Origin of the sequence: Curtobacterium sp. MWU13-2055 (assembly GCF_023242305.1) — a bacterium.
Lineage (GTDB): Bacteria > Actinomycetota > Actinomycetes > Actinomycetales > Microbacteriaceae > Curtobacterium.
This window is the reverse complement of the sequence record NZ_JALLIO010000004.1, coordinates 302,111-314,389: the sequence shown is the minus strand read 5'-3', so window position 1 is coordinate 314,389 and position 12,279 is coordinate 302,111. Positions and strand designations below refer to the sequence as shown.

Here is a 12,279-nt window from a genome sequence, read left to right as displayed (position 1 = left end):
CCAGGGTGGAGAACCAGCAATGTGCGGCTGGTGAGCGCTCCGGGTGTTTCCCGGTCTGTGCAGGTGATTCGGGGGCCTCCGGCAAAAGGTTTGGACCGATCTGTCCTCGTTACCGGTCTGTGACCTTCGCGCCCTGGACGCGACCAGACGACGGACGGGAGGCCCGGTGCCAGCTGGCACCGGGCCTCCCGTCCGTCGTCCACGTGGGTTCAGAACGCCTTGCCGGGATTCAGGGTGCCCTCCGGGTCCAGGGCGTCCTTGACGGCACGGTGCATCGCGAGGACCCGCTCGCCCAGCTCCTGCCGCAGGCCGGGCAGCTTGAGCAGGCCGACGCCGTGCTCACCCGTGACGGTGCCGCCGAGTGCCAGGCAGTCCGCGACGATCTGGTCGAACGCCTGCTTCGCGCGGGCCTTCGCGGCGTCGTCGCCCTCGGGAGCGATGATCAGCGGGTGCAGGTTGCCGTCGCCGGCGTGCGCGATGTTCGCGATGGTGACGTCGTGCGCTGCCGCCGTCGCCTGGATCCGTCGGAGCATCTCGGGCACCGCGCTGCGGGGTACGCAGATGTCCTCGGTGAGCACCGGTCCGAGCCGCTCGAGTGCCGGGTACGCGAGTCGCCGTGCCTGGAACAGCCGGTCGATGTCGTCGGGGTCCGTGGCGCGCTCGACGTCGGTGCCGCCGGCCTGCGCGAAGACGGCTGCGACCTGGTCGGCGAGCTCGTCCCCCGCGGCACCACGCTCGTCGACCCGGGCCAGCAGCAGGGTGTCGACGTCGGACGGCAGCCCGAGGTGCATCCAGTCGTCGACGGCCCGCAGGCAGGTCCGGTCCACGATCTCGAGTGCGGCGGGGATGATCCCGGCACGCGAGATCGCAGCGACGGCGTCCCCGGCGGCGCTGAGCGAGGGGAAGTACCCGATCACAGCACGTTCGTCGCGTCCGGCAAGGGGGAGCAGCTTGACGGTGACCGACACGACGATGCCGAGCGTGCCCTCGGACCCGACCATCAGGCCGGCCAGGTCGTACCCGGCGACGCCCTTCGCCGTGCGGCGTCCGAGCTCCACCACGGAACCGTCTGCCAGCACCACGGTCATCCCGAGCACGTAGTCGCGGGTGACGCCGTACTTCACGCAGCAGATCCCGCCGGCGTTCGTCGCGACGTTGCCGCCGATCGTCGAGATCGCCGAGCTCGCCGGGTCCGGCGGGTACCAGAGTCCGTGTTCCGCGACGGCAGCCCGCAGTGCGTCGTTGACCACACCGGGCTGGGCGATGGCGTAGCGCTCGTCGGTGTTCACCTCGAGCACCGCGTCCATCAGCTCGAGGGACAGGACGACCGATCCGGCCATCGCGTTCGCCCCGCCGGACAGCCCGGTTCCGGCGCCGCGCGGCACGACCCGCACGCCGGCGGCTGCCGCCCACCGGACGGTGGCGACGACGTCGTCGGTGCTGCGTGCGAGGACGACGGCGAGCGGTGCGGTGGAGTCGGCCCACTCGGCGTCGTCGTGGCGGTACCGCTCGAGCGACGCCGGGTCGCGGAGGACCTGGCCCGGCTCGAGCAGGTCGTCGAGGGCGGCTGTGTCGACGGCGTGACTGACGGTCATCGGTTCGGGGGTCCTTCCGGGCGCGGCGGTGCGGCGCCGACGACGATACCGCGCTGAGTGGACGACCCGTGTCGCCTGCCAGGGACGCCGGACGACGGTGAGGCACGCGGCGGATCCGTCGCGGTGAGCAAGGAGGCCCCATGTACTTCCACGCACAGACCTGGATCAACGAGATCGCCGACGGCGAGCCCGACCCGGCAGCGGCCAACGCCCTGCAGGAAGGGCTCGGCGGGCAGTTCGGCGAGATGCGCACGATGATGCAGTACCTGTTCCAGGCGATGAACTTCCGCGGCCCGGCGGCTAAGCCGTACCGCGACCTCATCCAGGGCGTCGGCACCGAGGAGATCAGCCACGTCGAGCTCATCGGCACCACGATCTCCCGCCTGCTCGACGGCTCGCCCGAGTACACCGGCAAGCTCACCGACCCGCTCGACAAGCCGGGTGCGAAGGGTGCGACGCCGCTCAACATCGCGCTCGAAACGAGCAACATCCACCACTACCTCGTCGGCGCCCAGGGTGCCCTGCCGGTCGACGCGGCCGGCAACCCGTGGAGCGGCAGCTACGTCTACAACTCCGGCAACCTGCCGCTCGACCTGCTCTACAACCTGATGCTCGAGTCCACCGGTCGCCTGCAGAAGTGCCGCATCTACGAGATGACGGACAACCCCACGGCCCGCAGCACCGTCGCGTACCTGATCGTCCGCGACCAGGCACACGAGAACGCGTACGCGAAGGCACTCGAGACCCTCGGCGTCGACTGGAAGACCCTGCTGCCGATCCCGAAGACGAACGCCGAGCGGTTCCCGGAGGTCAAGGAGCTCCTCGACCTCGGGCTGCAGAGCAAGCAGTACAGCTTCGACCTCGACGGGGCGTCCGAGGCGGGCAAGATCTTCCGCGGGGCGTCGCCGTCGAAGGACGGCACGGACCTGACGGCGACCGAGCAGGCCCCGGCCGGCGTGCCGTCGTTCATCGCTCCGGAGCGCCTCGAGGAGTTCGCTCCCGGGCTCGACGCCGACCTGCTGGCGCTCATCCAGCAGACGGCGGAGCTCGAGCTCGACGCCGTCGAGGTGAGCACGTACGGGCCGGTGGTCTGAACCTGCGCGGGCTCGCGGATCAGTCGAGGCAGAACTCGTTGCCCTCGACGTCCTGCATCACGATGCAGGACTCGTTGACCTGATCCGCGAGCATGCGGCGGAACTGCGTCGCGCCGAGCGCGACGAGGCGAGCGCTTTCTGCATCGAGCGCTGCGAGGCGCTCCTCGCCGACCAGACCGGTGCCGACCCGGACGTCCAGGTGCACGCGGTTCTTCACCGTCTTGCCCTCGGGCACCCGCTGGAAGAACAGGCGCGGCCCGGCGCCGGTCGGGTCGACGCACGCGAAGGCGGAGTCTTGGTGCTCGGGCGGGAGCGAGGCGTTGAACGCCTGCCAGTCGTCGAACCCGGGCGGGGGAGCAGGGACCTCGTAGCCGAGGACCTCGCACCAGAACCGGGCGACCCGCTCCGGCTCGGCGCAGTCGAACGTCACCTGGACCTGTCGCACCGTTGCCATGCGCGCCAGGGTAGGCGCGCGGCGCGGGTCGCGCGCACCCGTTCTGCGACGGTCCACGAGTCGTTCGACGCGTGGTCCGTCGGAACACTCGTGTTCCGACGCCGGAACAGAAGTGTAAGTCAGTGCTTCCCGCGGAGGCGACCGATGCCGAGGACGATCGCCACGACGACCATGCCGAGGACGACGCCAGCGACCGCCGAGACCGCGGTGTCGACGATCCACGTGATGACCGGGCCCGCGGCCTCGATCGCGTGCTCGATCGTGTGCAGCAGGTCGTACGGGCCGTGCCAGAAGGTCTCGGCGAGGTTCGCGATGACCAGGTGCCCGCCCACCCAGAGCATGGCCACGGTGCCGATGACGCTGATGACCCGGAAGACCGTCGGCATCGCCCGCACGATCCGCGCTCCTGTGCGACGGGTCCGGCGGACCGAGTTCTTCATCATCTGGAGACCGACGTCGTCGATCTTCACCAGCAGGGCCACCGCTCCGTAGACGACCGCGGTCATGACGAGCCCGATCACGATGAGGGCACCGAGCGTCGGCCAGAGCCCGAGGTCGGGGTCGAGCCCGGCCAGGGCGATGAGCATGATCTCGGTGCTCAGGATGAGGTCGGTCCGGATGGCGCCGAACACGAGCTTCGGTTCGGTGACCGAGTCGGTGGAACCGGCGCCGTGGTGGACACCGAACCACTCGGTGACCTTCTCCGCGCCCTCGAAGCACAGGTACGTCCCGCCGATGAGCAGGAGGTACGGCAGCACCCAGGGCGCGAACGCGGTGAGCAGCAGCGCCAGCGGGATGATGATGATGAACTTGTTGAACAGGCTGCCGAGCGCGATGCGTCCGACGACCGGCAGTTCCCGGGCCGGCGCGAGTCCCTGCACGTACTGCGGGGTGACTGCGGCGTCGTCGATGACGACCCCGGCGGTCTTCGCGCTCGCCTTCAGGGCCGCGGAGAGGATGTCGTCCACCACGGCGAGCAATCCGACTGACATGACTTCGTTCTCCGCTCGTCCGGGCCTGTGACGGTGCTCAGCGTAGTGGGCGCGGCGGACCCTGAACGCCGCCGGGGCGCCGTCCGTAGGCTGAGGCCATGGCTGACTTCACCGCTGCACAGGCCGCCGTCGTGCGGATCGAACGCGCCGAGGAGGGGCGTTGGGACCTCACGGTGATCAGCGACTCGGGCGTGAAGATGGGGCACGGCGTGTACCTGTTCGACGCCGCGCACGACGACGCCGAGGACGAGCAGGCCGCCGCACTCGACTTCGTGCGTGAGTACGGCTTCCGGTTCGAGCGTGACGCCGTGCAGGCCGACGGCGCGGACGCCTACTGGGCGCCGCTGCTGCCGTCCGACCAGCAGTAGCCGGCTACAGGGACGCGATCAACCGCTCGACCCGCATCCGGATGTCGTCGCGGATCGGGCGGACCTGCTCGATCCCCAGCCCGGCCGGGTCGGCGAGGTCCCAGTCCTCGTACCGCTTGCCGGGGAACACCGGGCAGGCGTCCCCGCAGCCCATGGTGATGACGACGTCCGACTCGCGCACGGTCTCGGTCTCGAGCACCGCCGGTCGGGCGTCGGCGATGTCGATGCCCTGCTCGGCCATGGCCCGCACGGCGACGGAGTTGACCTGGTCGGCGGGCTCGCTGCCGGCGGAGAACACCCGGACGCGGTCACCGGCGAGGTGCAGCAGCCACCCCGCGGCCATCTGGGAGCGTCCGGCGTTGTGGACGCACACGAACAGGACGGCGGGGCGATCGGTCATGCGCCCATCATCCCAGCGAGGGCGCCGGTCGTCCCAGTGAGGGCGCCGGTCTTCCCAGCGAGGGTGCCCGTCATCCCAACGAGGGCGCCCGTCATCCCAACGAGGGCGCCCGTCATCCCAGCGCTGACGCCTCGAACCCGATCAGCCACGTGACGCCGAACGCGTCCCGCACGGTGCCGTCCCAGTCGCCCCACGGCCGTTGCTGCAGGGCATCGACGACCGTGCCGCCCTCGGCGAGCGCGTCGAACCACCGCCGCAGCACGTCGGGTTCTTCGGCCCCGAGGAGCGAGAACAGCAGGCCGGTCGCCGCGAACGGCTCGTCGGTCTCGCTCGCGTCGGCGGCGAAGAGCTGCAGCCCGCCGGTGAGCTGTCCGTGGGCGACCGCGTCGGCGGGGCCGTCGGTCCGTGAGAAGTCGGCGTAGGTCGCGATCTGGACCTCGCCGCCGAAGACACCCTGCCAGTGCTCGAGGGCCTGCCTGGCGGTGCCGGCGAACTGGAAGTACGGCGACGGTCCGGTGACGTTCATGCCCGGACGATACCGCTGGACGACGGCGCGCGTCCGCTCGTCAGGCGCTCGGTGCGATGCCGTCGAACGCGCGTCGCAGGATCGCGGCCGCGTCGGGGTCGTCGCCCGTGGCCCACGTGGTGATCGCCACGTCGAAGCAACCGAGGGCTGCCTGCACGAGGACCCGTGCGCGCAGGTCGGCGTCCGGCCCGTGGAGCTGCTCGACGACGAGGGGCGTCAGGACGTCCGCCCAGGCCTGGTGCTTCTCGAGGTTCCGTGCGCGCAGTGACGCCGTGCTCGTCATCACGCGGACGGACCGTCGACCGGTCTCGGGGTCGTCGGTGCTGCCGCGCTCGAGCATCTCGGCGAAGGCCTCGCGCAGCGCGGGCCACACCGGTTGGGTCGTCGACAGTGACCGGAACGCCTCGGCGAGGGCGTCCCGGTGTCGCGCGGGGTCGCCGATGACGGCGTCCTCCTTCGCGGGGAAGTACCGGTGGAAGCTCCGCGCCGAGATCCCCACCTCGGCGGCGACCTGTTCCACGGTGACGTTCTCGAACCCGTCGGTGTCGAACCGCTCGAGGGCCACGGCGGCGATGCGCGCGCGGACGGCATCGCGGGTGATGTCCCGCAGGCCGGTTCGCACGTCGCTCACGGGGCCGATCGTACCGCGACGTCATCTTCGGTCCAAGTTGTCAGACTCTGACAGTAGTGGCGTACAGTGCCACTCGCAAGACCATCACACGTCACGAAGGGACGGCACCATGCAGCAACGCACCCTCGGCCGACAGGGCCTCACCGTCAGCGCCATCGGCTACGGCGCCATGGGCACCACGTTCGCGTACGGACCCGGCGACGACACCGAGTCCGTCGCCGCGATCCGGCACGCCCACGAACTCGGCGTCACGCACTTCGACACGGCCGAGCTGTACGGCTGGGGGACCGGCGAGCGGCTCCTCGGCGCGGCGCTCGCCCCGATCCGCGACGAGGTGACCATCGCCACGAAGTTCGGGTTCACCCCCGAGGCCTACGCACCGGACTCCCGACCGGAGCACATCCGGCAGGTGGTGGACGCGAGCCTGCAGAACCTCGGCACCGACTCGATCGACCTGCTCTACCAGCACGTCCACGATCCGGCCGTCCCGATCGAGGACGTCGTCGGCGTGATGCAGGAGTTCGTGCAGGCTGGCAAGGTCCGGTACCTCGGCCTGTCGAACACCGATGCCGACCAGATCCGCCGTGCGCACGCTGTGCACCCGATCTCGGCGTTCCAGACCGAGTACTCCGTCTTCTCGCGGGAGTCGGAGGCGCTCTTCCCCCTCGTCGACGAGCTCGGCATCGGCGTCGTCGCCTACTCGCCGCTGGCGCGCGGCTTCCTGAGCGGTGCCGTGCAGCCGGCGAGCGCCTACGCGGCCGACGACATCCGTCAGCAGCTCGAGTGGTGGGCGCCGGAGCACTTCGACGCGAACGTCGCCGTCGTCGCCGCGCTCACCGAGATCGCCGACGCGAAGGGCGTCTCGCTCTCACAGCTCGCATTGGCCTGGATCCTGGCGAAGCGGGCCGACCTGGTCCCGATCCCCGGATCGCGCAACCCCGGACGCGTCGCCGAGAACGTCGCCGCCGCCGAGGTGCGGCTCTCTGACGACGAGGTGGCGCGCATCGACGCGCTGTCGCGTGACGTCCGTGGGAAGCGCGCGATGGGCTGAGCCCGGCCGGGTGTCGGACGGGAGGCCCGTGGCGCGCCCGCCACGGGCCTCCCGTCCGTCCGGTGGTCGTGTCCAGGGCGCGTCTCAGGCGAGCAGGGCGAGTGCGCGGTCCACGACGTCTTCCGGTCGGCCGTCGCCGTGCAGGGCCCACCAGGTGAGGGCCGCGCTCGCCGCGGCCGCCAGGGCGTGCGCACGCACCGACACCGCGAGGTCGTCGGGCGTCGCGCCGTCCCGCTCGGCCACGAACCGGACGATCGCGTCGGTCAGGGTCGTGACCGTGGCCGCGCCGACGTGCTCGAGCGAGGGGTTGGCGCGGATGACACGGAGCCGGTGGCGGGTGACCTCCACGGCGTCGTCGGGGAAGGTCGCGCCGATCCGGTACGCCGCGCGCAGGGCGACCGACGACGACTCCGTGGACGGCCGCTGTCGGAGCGCGTCACCGAACCGCGAGGCGAACTCGTCGAGCCCGCCCCAGACGAGCGCCGCCTTGTTCGGGAACAGCCGGAACAACGACCGGCGGCTCACGCCGGCAGCCGCGGCGACGTCGTCCATCGACACGGCGTCGAAGCCCTGCTCGTCGAACAGCCGGAGCGCCACGAGGGACACCGCGTCCGGGTCGATCGTGCGGGGGCGTCCCGTCGGTCGATCGTTCGTCGGCCGGTCGCTCGTCGGCCGGTCGCTCGTCGGGCGCATGGAGTCCTTTCGGCACTGAGTGCTATAACCATCGTGGCGCAGCGAGCGCCTCTCAGTGAGGAGACGACATGACCGACACCACCGCCGGACGTTTCACCGGCAGGACCATCATCGTCACCGGGGCGGGTTCCGGCATCGGACGCGCCACGGCGACGCGCATCGCGAACGAGGGCGGGCGGGTGATCGCGACCGACGTCGTCGCCGAACGCCTCGACGCGCTCCGCTCCGAACTCGAGGGCCTCGAACTCGAGACCGTCGTCGGGGACGTCGCCGCGCCCGAGACCATCGACGCCCTCATCGCGGCCGCGGGCGATCGCATCGACGGACTGGCGAACGTCGCCGGCATCATGGACGCTTTCTTGCCGCCGAGCGAGGTCGACGACGCCACCTGGGACCGCGTCTTCAGCGTCAACGTCACCGGGCCGATGCGCCTCACCCGCGCCGTCCTGCCGCACATGATCGCCGCCGGCCGCGGCGCCGTCGTGAACGTCGCCTCCGAGGCCGCACTCCGTGCCTCGGCAGCGGGTGCCGCGTACACGGCGTCGAAGCACGCGATCGCCGGGTTCACCAAGAGCGTGGCGTTCTTCCACGGGCCGCAGGGCATCCGGGCCAACGCGGTCGCGCCGGGCGCGGTCGCGACGAACATCGAGGCGCCGATGCGCAGCGAGTACGCCGCCAGCCGGGTCGGCCCCATCATGCAGGTCGCCATCCCGCCGGTGGCGCAGCCGGAGCAGCTCGCAGCGGCCATCACCTGGCTGCTCAGCGACGACTCCGCCAACGTGAACGGCGCCGTGCTGCCGAGCGACGGCGGGTGGTCGGTCGTCTGAGGCGGGACGCGCCGCCTACACTGCCGACATGACCGAGGTCCCCGTCGCGCGCTCCGAGTGGGGCCGGTTCGCCCCCGACTCCGTCGAACGCCGGATGCTCGAGCACACCGGCATCGCCCTCGGCCTCGTCCTCCGCCCGCGCACCGTCGTGCTCGACCGCGCCCGGGTCGAGGTCGAGGGCATCGACGACGCCGACCGCGTCGTCGTGCAGCTCGTCGCGAACCAGGGCGCCTACAAGCCCGCCTGGCGCAACAAGGTGATGGCCGACCTGTTCAAGCTGCTGTGGCTGCGGCAGTCGGTCCCCGGCGTGGAACGAGCAGTGCTCGTCGTCGCCGAACCCGCGGCGAGGGCGCTCGCCGGGTGGGTGGCGGTTGCCGCCGAGGACCTCGGCGTCGAGGTGCTCGTCTGGGACGGCCAGACCGCGGTGCCCTCGCCGCGCTGAGCCCAGTCGACCCGACCCGCGCACTCGTTCACACGTTCGCAACACATGTGGTCCGACTCCGTAACACGGGCGCCCTAGCCTCATCACCAGCAGCGGATTTCCGCGTCGCAGACCAACCCGAGCTCGCGACGCACGCTCTCCGCCATACGAGACCGAGCCTGCGTGCTCGCCGACGGTATGGAGGAACGGATGACCACATCAGCGGTCCGCGTGGACGCGGTGCGCAAGGTGTACGGCAGCGGCCCGAGCGCCATGGTCGCGCTCGACGACGTCGAGTTGACCATCGAGCCCGGGAAGTTCGTGTCGCTCATCGGCCCGAGCGGCTGCGGGAAGTCGACGCTGCTCCGCCTGGTGGCCGGGCTCGAGCCCGCCGACCGCGGTGACGTCCGGGTGCACGGTGTCACGCCGGCCCAGGCCTGCGCGGCGAAGCTCATCGGACTCGTGCCCCAGGCACCGGCGCTGCTGCCCTGGCTCACCGTGCTGCAGAACGTCTCGCTCGCCGGGCGCGTGAACCCGGGTGCCGGCCGCCGCCGCGCCGCCATCGAGGACCTCGAGGAGCGCAGTACCGGCGCCGGCCCGGACATGCGCGAACTCCTGCGGATGGCGGGACTCGGCGAGGCGATGGACAAGCTCCCCGCACAGCTGTCCGGCGGCATGCAGCAGCGTGCCGCGATCGTCCGGGCCTTCGGCCTGCGCCCCGACGTCCTGCTGATGGACGAGCCGTTCTCGGCGCTCGACGAGTTCACCCGCGAGAGCCTGCAGGACCAGCTGCTCGACCTGTGGGACGAGCTGCGCACGACGGTGCTCTTCGTGACGCACTCGGTGTCCGAAGCCGTCCGGATGTCGGACACCGTCGTCGTGATGGCGCCGCGTCCCGGCCGGATCGTCGACGTCATCGACATCGACCTGCCCCGCCCGCGCAACCAGCGGCTGTTCGAGGAACAGCGGTTCCACGAGTACGAAGACCTGGTCCGGACCCGGTTGCACAGCGCCTGGCGCATGACCGATGCGGCCTGAGGGAGACGGGACCATGAGCGCCACCACCACCTCCACGCCCGCCGCGACCGCCACCACGGCCGACGCCGAGCGACGCACCGCCCGACGACCGGTGCCCGGTTGGCTCCGACCGACCGTCTGGTTGCCCCTCGTCGTGATGCTCGCCGTCCTGGCGGTGCTCTGGCAGATCGGCGCGACGGCGATGCCGTACCTGCTGCCGCCGTTGCCCGCGGTGGGGGAGACCCTCGCCACGCAGCTGCCCTACTACCTGCAGAACGCCGGCATCACCCTGGCGGAGTCGCTCGTCGGCCTGGCCATCGGGTTCCTCGCCGCCTTCGTGCTCGCGGTGCTGACGAGTGAGCTGCCGATCGTCCGCCGTGCGGTCATGCCGATCGCCATCGTGCTGAACGTCACGCCCCTCGTCGCGATCGCCCCAGCCCTGGTGGTGGCGTTCGGGTTCGGGCCGCTGCCGAAGCTCGTCATCACGGCGCTCATCTGCTTCTTCCCGATCCTGATCAACACCGCCGCAGGCCTGCGGTCCGTGCCGCAGCCCGTGCTGCAGGTGTACAAGACGATCGATGCCTCCCGGTTCGAGATGCTCGTGCACCTGCGGATCCCGAACGCCCTGCCGTTCGTGTTCGCGGCACTCCGGATCGTGTTCCCGCTGTCGATCATCGGCGCGGTCGTCGCGGAGCTCTCCGCCTCGGGATCCACCGGAGGACTCGGCACCGTGATCAGCACGGCGTCGTCGATGAACCAGCTCGACGTCGTCTACGCGGCCATCGCGATCCTCGCGGTGATGGGCGTGGTCCTGCTCGGACTCATCACGGTCGTCGAGCGCCGCGTCCTGCACTGGCACCGCACCGCGAACGACTGACGCGCGGTCCGCCGGCCGCGCCACGCGGCCGCCCCGCGGCCCTGCCGCACCACCCGCCGGCGCGAGCCTGCCCGCGCGACGTCAGCCGCGCCTCCAGGCCGACGTCCGGCGACCCACAGACCCACCCGCACCCGCCCTGCACCACCCATCCCTTCCCACAGGAGTGACCATGCAGCACCGCACCATGCAGCACCGCACCACGCAGCACCGCAGCACGCACCGCACCAAGGCCGCCCTCGCGGCCCTCGCCACCGCCGTCGTCGCCCTCGCGCTCACCGGCTGCAGCACCGGCTCGAGCGCCGGCACCACCTCGTCCGAGGGCAGCGCGATCTCGGCCGAGCGGTGCAAGGAGAACCAGGACGCCGGCAAGATCACCTACCTGTCCGGCTACCAGTACCAGTCGTCGGCGTCGATCCTCGAGTACATCGCGGCGGACGAGCTCGGCTACTTCAAGGACCTCTGCCTCGACGTGACCCTGAAGCCGGGCTCGGGTGACACCGCCCAGAACACGAAGCTCCTCGCCAGCGGCCAGGCCACCGTGTCCGCCGTCGCCGAGCAGGACCTCATCCAGGCCCGCGCGAACGGCATCGACATCACCGGGATCTCGTCGTACTCGAACGCCGGCCTCGACGTCCTGATGACGAACAAGGACATCACGAAGCTGCCGCAGCTCGACGGCCAGGTCGTCGGCCACAAGGGCTACGTCCCCGCCTCGGTCCGGGCGATGATGGAGAAGGCCGGTGTCGAGTGGGACTCCCTCACGCTCGTCAAGGAGGGCTACGACCCGTCGGTCCTGCCCCGCAAGCAGAACGGCCTCGAGGCGCTGACCGGCTTCGTGTCGAACGAGCCGAACCTGCTCAAGGCCGCCGGTGACGACGTCACCGTCTGGCAGCCCGTCGACTACGACATCCCCTCGTCGATCGGCGCGATGGCCGTCAACCCCGCCTTCGCGAAGGCGCACCCGACCGCGGTCGAGGACGTCCTGCGCGCAGCCTTGCACGCCTACGACTTCTGCTCCGCGAGCGAGGCGAAGACCAAGCAGTGCGTCGGGTACGCCGCGAAGCTGTCCGGCGCGACCTACGACACCGCCCAGAACACCAAGATCTGGACCACCGAGACGAAGGTCATCGCGGACAACCCGACGCCGGACCAGCCCCTCGGCGGGATCGACCCGGAGAACGTGACGAAGCTCGTCGACATGCTGCACCAGTTCGACATCGTCAAGAGCTCGGTGACCGCTGACGACGCGAAGAGCTGGTTCACGAACGAGTACATCGACGCCATCACGAAGGACGGGTCGACCGTGTGGCCCGCACCGTGAGTCCCATCGTCA

Annotated in this window: 15 protein-coding genes; 8 read left to right on the top strand and 7 right to left on the bottom strand. The window is 70.9% G+C overall.

Translation table 11 applies throughout. The features are described from left to right. Positions 1-209: 209 nt before the first annotated feature. Positions 210-1,595 (bottom strand): FAD-binding oxidoreductase, encoded by a 1,386-nt coding sequence (locus tag M4960_RS11620; protein ID WP_248704310.1) that lies wholly within the window; start codon positions 1,593-1,595, stop codon positions 210-212. Between the two features lie 140 nt (positions 1,596-1,735). Between M4960_RS11620 and M4960_RS11615 the strand changes: the two genes are divergently transcribed. Then, on the top strand, positions 1,736-2,689 hold the full coding sequence (locus M4960_RS11615; protein ID WP_248704309.1) for a manganese catalase family protein: 954 nt from the start codon (positions 1,736-1,738) through the stop codon (positions 2,687-2,689). A 19-nt stretch (positions 2,690-2,708) separates the two neighbouring features. Here the strand turns inward: M4960_RS11615 and M4960_RS11610 are convergent, their stop codons facing one another. Together M4960_RS11610 and M4960_RS11605 are read right to left on the bottom strand one after the other, a co-directional pair. Beyond that, the gene (locus M4960_RS11610) at positions 2,709-3,143 is read right to left on the bottom strand and encodes a VOC family protein (RefSeq protein WP_123672899.1); all 435 of its coding nucleotides are present in this window, start codon (positions 3,141-3,143) and stop codon (positions 2,709-2,711) included. Between the two features lie 119 nt (positions 3,144-3,262). Next, positions 3,263-4,135: a DUF808 domain-containing protein gene (locus M4960_RS11605; protein ID WP_248704308.1), complete on the bottom strand. Its 873-nt coding sequence runs from the start codon at positions 4,133-4,135 to the stop codon at positions 3,263-3,265. A 98-nt stretch (positions 4,136-4,233) separates the two neighbouring features. Between M4960_RS11605 and M4960_RS11600 the strand changes: the two genes are divergently transcribed. After that, positions 4,234-4,503: a hypothetical protein gene (locus M4960_RS11600; protein ID WP_131922205.1), complete on the top strand. Its 270-nt coding sequence runs from the start codon at positions 4,234-4,236 to the stop codon at positions 4,501-4,503. 4 nt (positions 4,504-4,507) lie between these two features. Here M4960_RS11600 and M4960_RS11595 read toward each other — a convergent pair whose 3' ends face one another. The 3 genes from M4960_RS11595 to M4960_RS11585 all read right to left on the bottom strand — a co-directional run bounded on the left by M4960_RS11595 (position 4,508) and on the right by M4960_RS11585 (position 6,060). Next, on the bottom strand, positions 4,508-4,903 hold the full coding sequence (locus tag M4960_RS11595; protein ID WP_248704307.1) for an arsenate reductase ArsC: 396 nt from the start codon (positions 4,901-4,903) through the stop codon (positions 4,508-4,510). Positions 4,904-5,015: 112 nt separating this feature from the next. After that, positions 5,016-5,429 (bottom strand): VOC family protein, encoded by a 414-nt coding sequence (locus M4960_RS11590; protein WP_248704306.1) that lies wholly within the window; start codon positions 5,427-5,429, stop codon positions 5,016-5,018. Positions 5,430-5,469: 40 nt separating this feature from the next. After that, positions 5,470-6,060, bottom strand: coding sequence for a TetR/AcrR family transcriptional regulator (locus M4960_RS11585; protein WP_248704305.1), 591 nt, complete (start codon positions 6,058-6,060; stop codon positions 5,470-5,472). Positions 6,061-6,169: 109 nt separating this feature from the next. Here M4960_RS11585 and M4960_RS11580 point away from each other — a divergent pair, with 109 nt between their 5' ends. Then, a complete protein-coding gene (locus M4960_RS11580; RefSeq protein ID WP_248704304.1) occupies positions 6,170-7,111 on the top strand; it encodes an aldo/keto reductase in 942 nt (313 codons plus the stop codon). 84 nt (positions 7,112-7,195) lie between these two features. Here the strand turns inward: M4960_RS11580 and M4960_RS11575 are convergent, their stop codons facing one another. Next, positions 7,196-7,804 (bottom strand): TetR family transcriptional regulator, encoded by a 609-nt coding sequence (locus M4960_RS11575; protein WP_248704303.1) that lies wholly within the window; start codon positions 7,802-7,804, stop codon positions 7,196-7,198. Between the two features lie 68 nt (positions 7,805-7,872). Here M4960_RS11575 and M4960_RS11570 point away from each other — a divergent pair, with 68 nt between their 5' ends. From M4960_RS11570 to M4960_RS11550, 5 genes are all read left to right on the top strand, one after another. Then, positions 7,873-8,631, top strand: a complete 759-nt coding sequence (locus tag M4960_RS11570; protein ID WP_248704302.1) for an SDR family NAD(P)-dependent oxidoreductase — start codon at positions 7,873-7,875, stop codon at positions 8,629-8,631. Between the two features lie 28 nt (positions 8,632-8,659). After that, a complete protein-coding gene (locus tag M4960_RS11565; RefSeq protein ID WP_248704301.1) occupies positions 8,660-9,073 on the top strand; it encodes a hypothetical protein in 414 nt (137 codons plus the stop codon). 189 nt (positions 9,074-9,262) lie between these two features. After that, a complete protein-coding gene (locus M4960_RS11560; protein ID WP_248704300.1) occupies positions 9,263-10,090 on the top strand; it encodes an ABC transporter ATP-binding protein in 828 nt (275 codons plus the stop codon). A gap of 13 nt (positions 10,091-10,103) precedes the next feature. Continuing rightward, complete coding sequence (locus M4960_RS11555; RefSeq protein WP_207896064.1) at positions 10,104-10,946, top strand: ABC transporter permease; 843 nt, start codon at positions 10,104-10,106, stop codon at positions 10,944-10,946. 169 nt (positions 10,947-11,115) lie between these two features. Next, positions 11,116-12,267, top strand: a complete 1,152-nt coding sequence (locus tag M4960_RS11550; protein WP_248704299.1) for an ABC transporter substrate-binding protein — start codon at positions 11,116-11,118, stop codon at positions 12,265-12,267. The last annotated feature ends 12 nt before the right edge of the window (positions 12,268-12,279 follow it).

What these genes read in the sequence shown, in the direction of transcription:
- M4960_RS11550 (WP_248704299.1), top strand. Translation starts at nt 11,116, where the DNA reads ATGCAGCACCGCACCATGCAGCACCGCACCACGCAGCACCGCAGCACG.
- M4960_RS11610 (WP_123672899.1), bottom strand. Translation starts at nt 3,143, where the DNA reads ATGGCAACGGTGCGACAGGTCCAGGTGACGTTCGACTGCGCCGAGCCG.
- M4960_RS11595 (WP_248704307.1), bottom strand. Translation starts at nt 4,903, where the DNA reads ATGACCGATCGCCCCGCCGTCCTGTTCGTGTGCGTCCACAACGCCGGA.
- M4960_RS11590 (WP_248704306.1), bottom strand. Translation starts at nt 5,429, where the DNA reads ATGAACGTCACCGGACCGTCGCCGTACTTCCAGTTCGCCGGCACCGCC.
- M4960_RS11580 (WP_248704304.1), top strand. Translation starts at nt 6,170, where the DNA reads ATGCAGCAACGCACCCTCGGCCGACAGGGCCTCACCGTCAGCGCCATC.
- M4960_RS11600 (WP_131922205.1), top strand. Translation starts at nt 4,234, where the DNA reads ATGGCTGACTTCACCGCTGCACAGGCCGCCGTCGTGCGGATCGAACGC.
- M4960_RS11555 (WP_207896064.1), top strand. Translation starts at nt 10,104, where the DNA reads ATGAGCGCCACCACCACCTCCACGCCCGCCGCGACCGCCACCACGGCC.
- M4960_RS11570 (WP_248704302.1), top strand. Translation starts at nt 7,873, where the DNA reads ATGACCGACACCACCGCCGGACGTTTCACCGGCAGGACCATCATCGTC.
- M4960_RS11575 (WP_248704303.1), bottom strand. Translation starts at nt 7,804, where the DNA reads ATGCGCCCGACGAGCGACCGGCCGACGAGCGACCGGCCGACGAACGAT.
- M4960_RS11615 (WP_248704309.1), top strand. Translation starts at nt 1,736, where the DNA reads ATGTACTTCCACGCACAGACCTGGATCAACGAGATCGCCGACGGCGAG.
- M4960_RS11605 (WP_248704308.1), bottom strand. Translation starts at nt 4,135, where the DNA reads ATGTCAGTCGGATTGCTCGCCGTGGTGGACGACATCCTCTCCGCGGCC.
- M4960_RS11565 (WP_248704301.1), top strand. Translation starts at nt 8,660, where the DNA reads ATGACCGAGGTCCCCGTCGCGCGCTCCGAGTGGGGCCGGTTCGCCCCC.
- M4960_RS11560 (WP_248704300.1), top strand. Translation starts at nt 9,263, where the DNA reads ATGACCACATCAGCGGTCCGCGTGGACGCGGTGCGCAAGGTGTACGGC.
- M4960_RS11620 (WP_248704310.1), bottom strand. Translation starts at nt 1,595, where the DNA reads ATGACCGTCAGTCACGCCGTCGACACAGCCGCCCTCGACGACCTGCTC.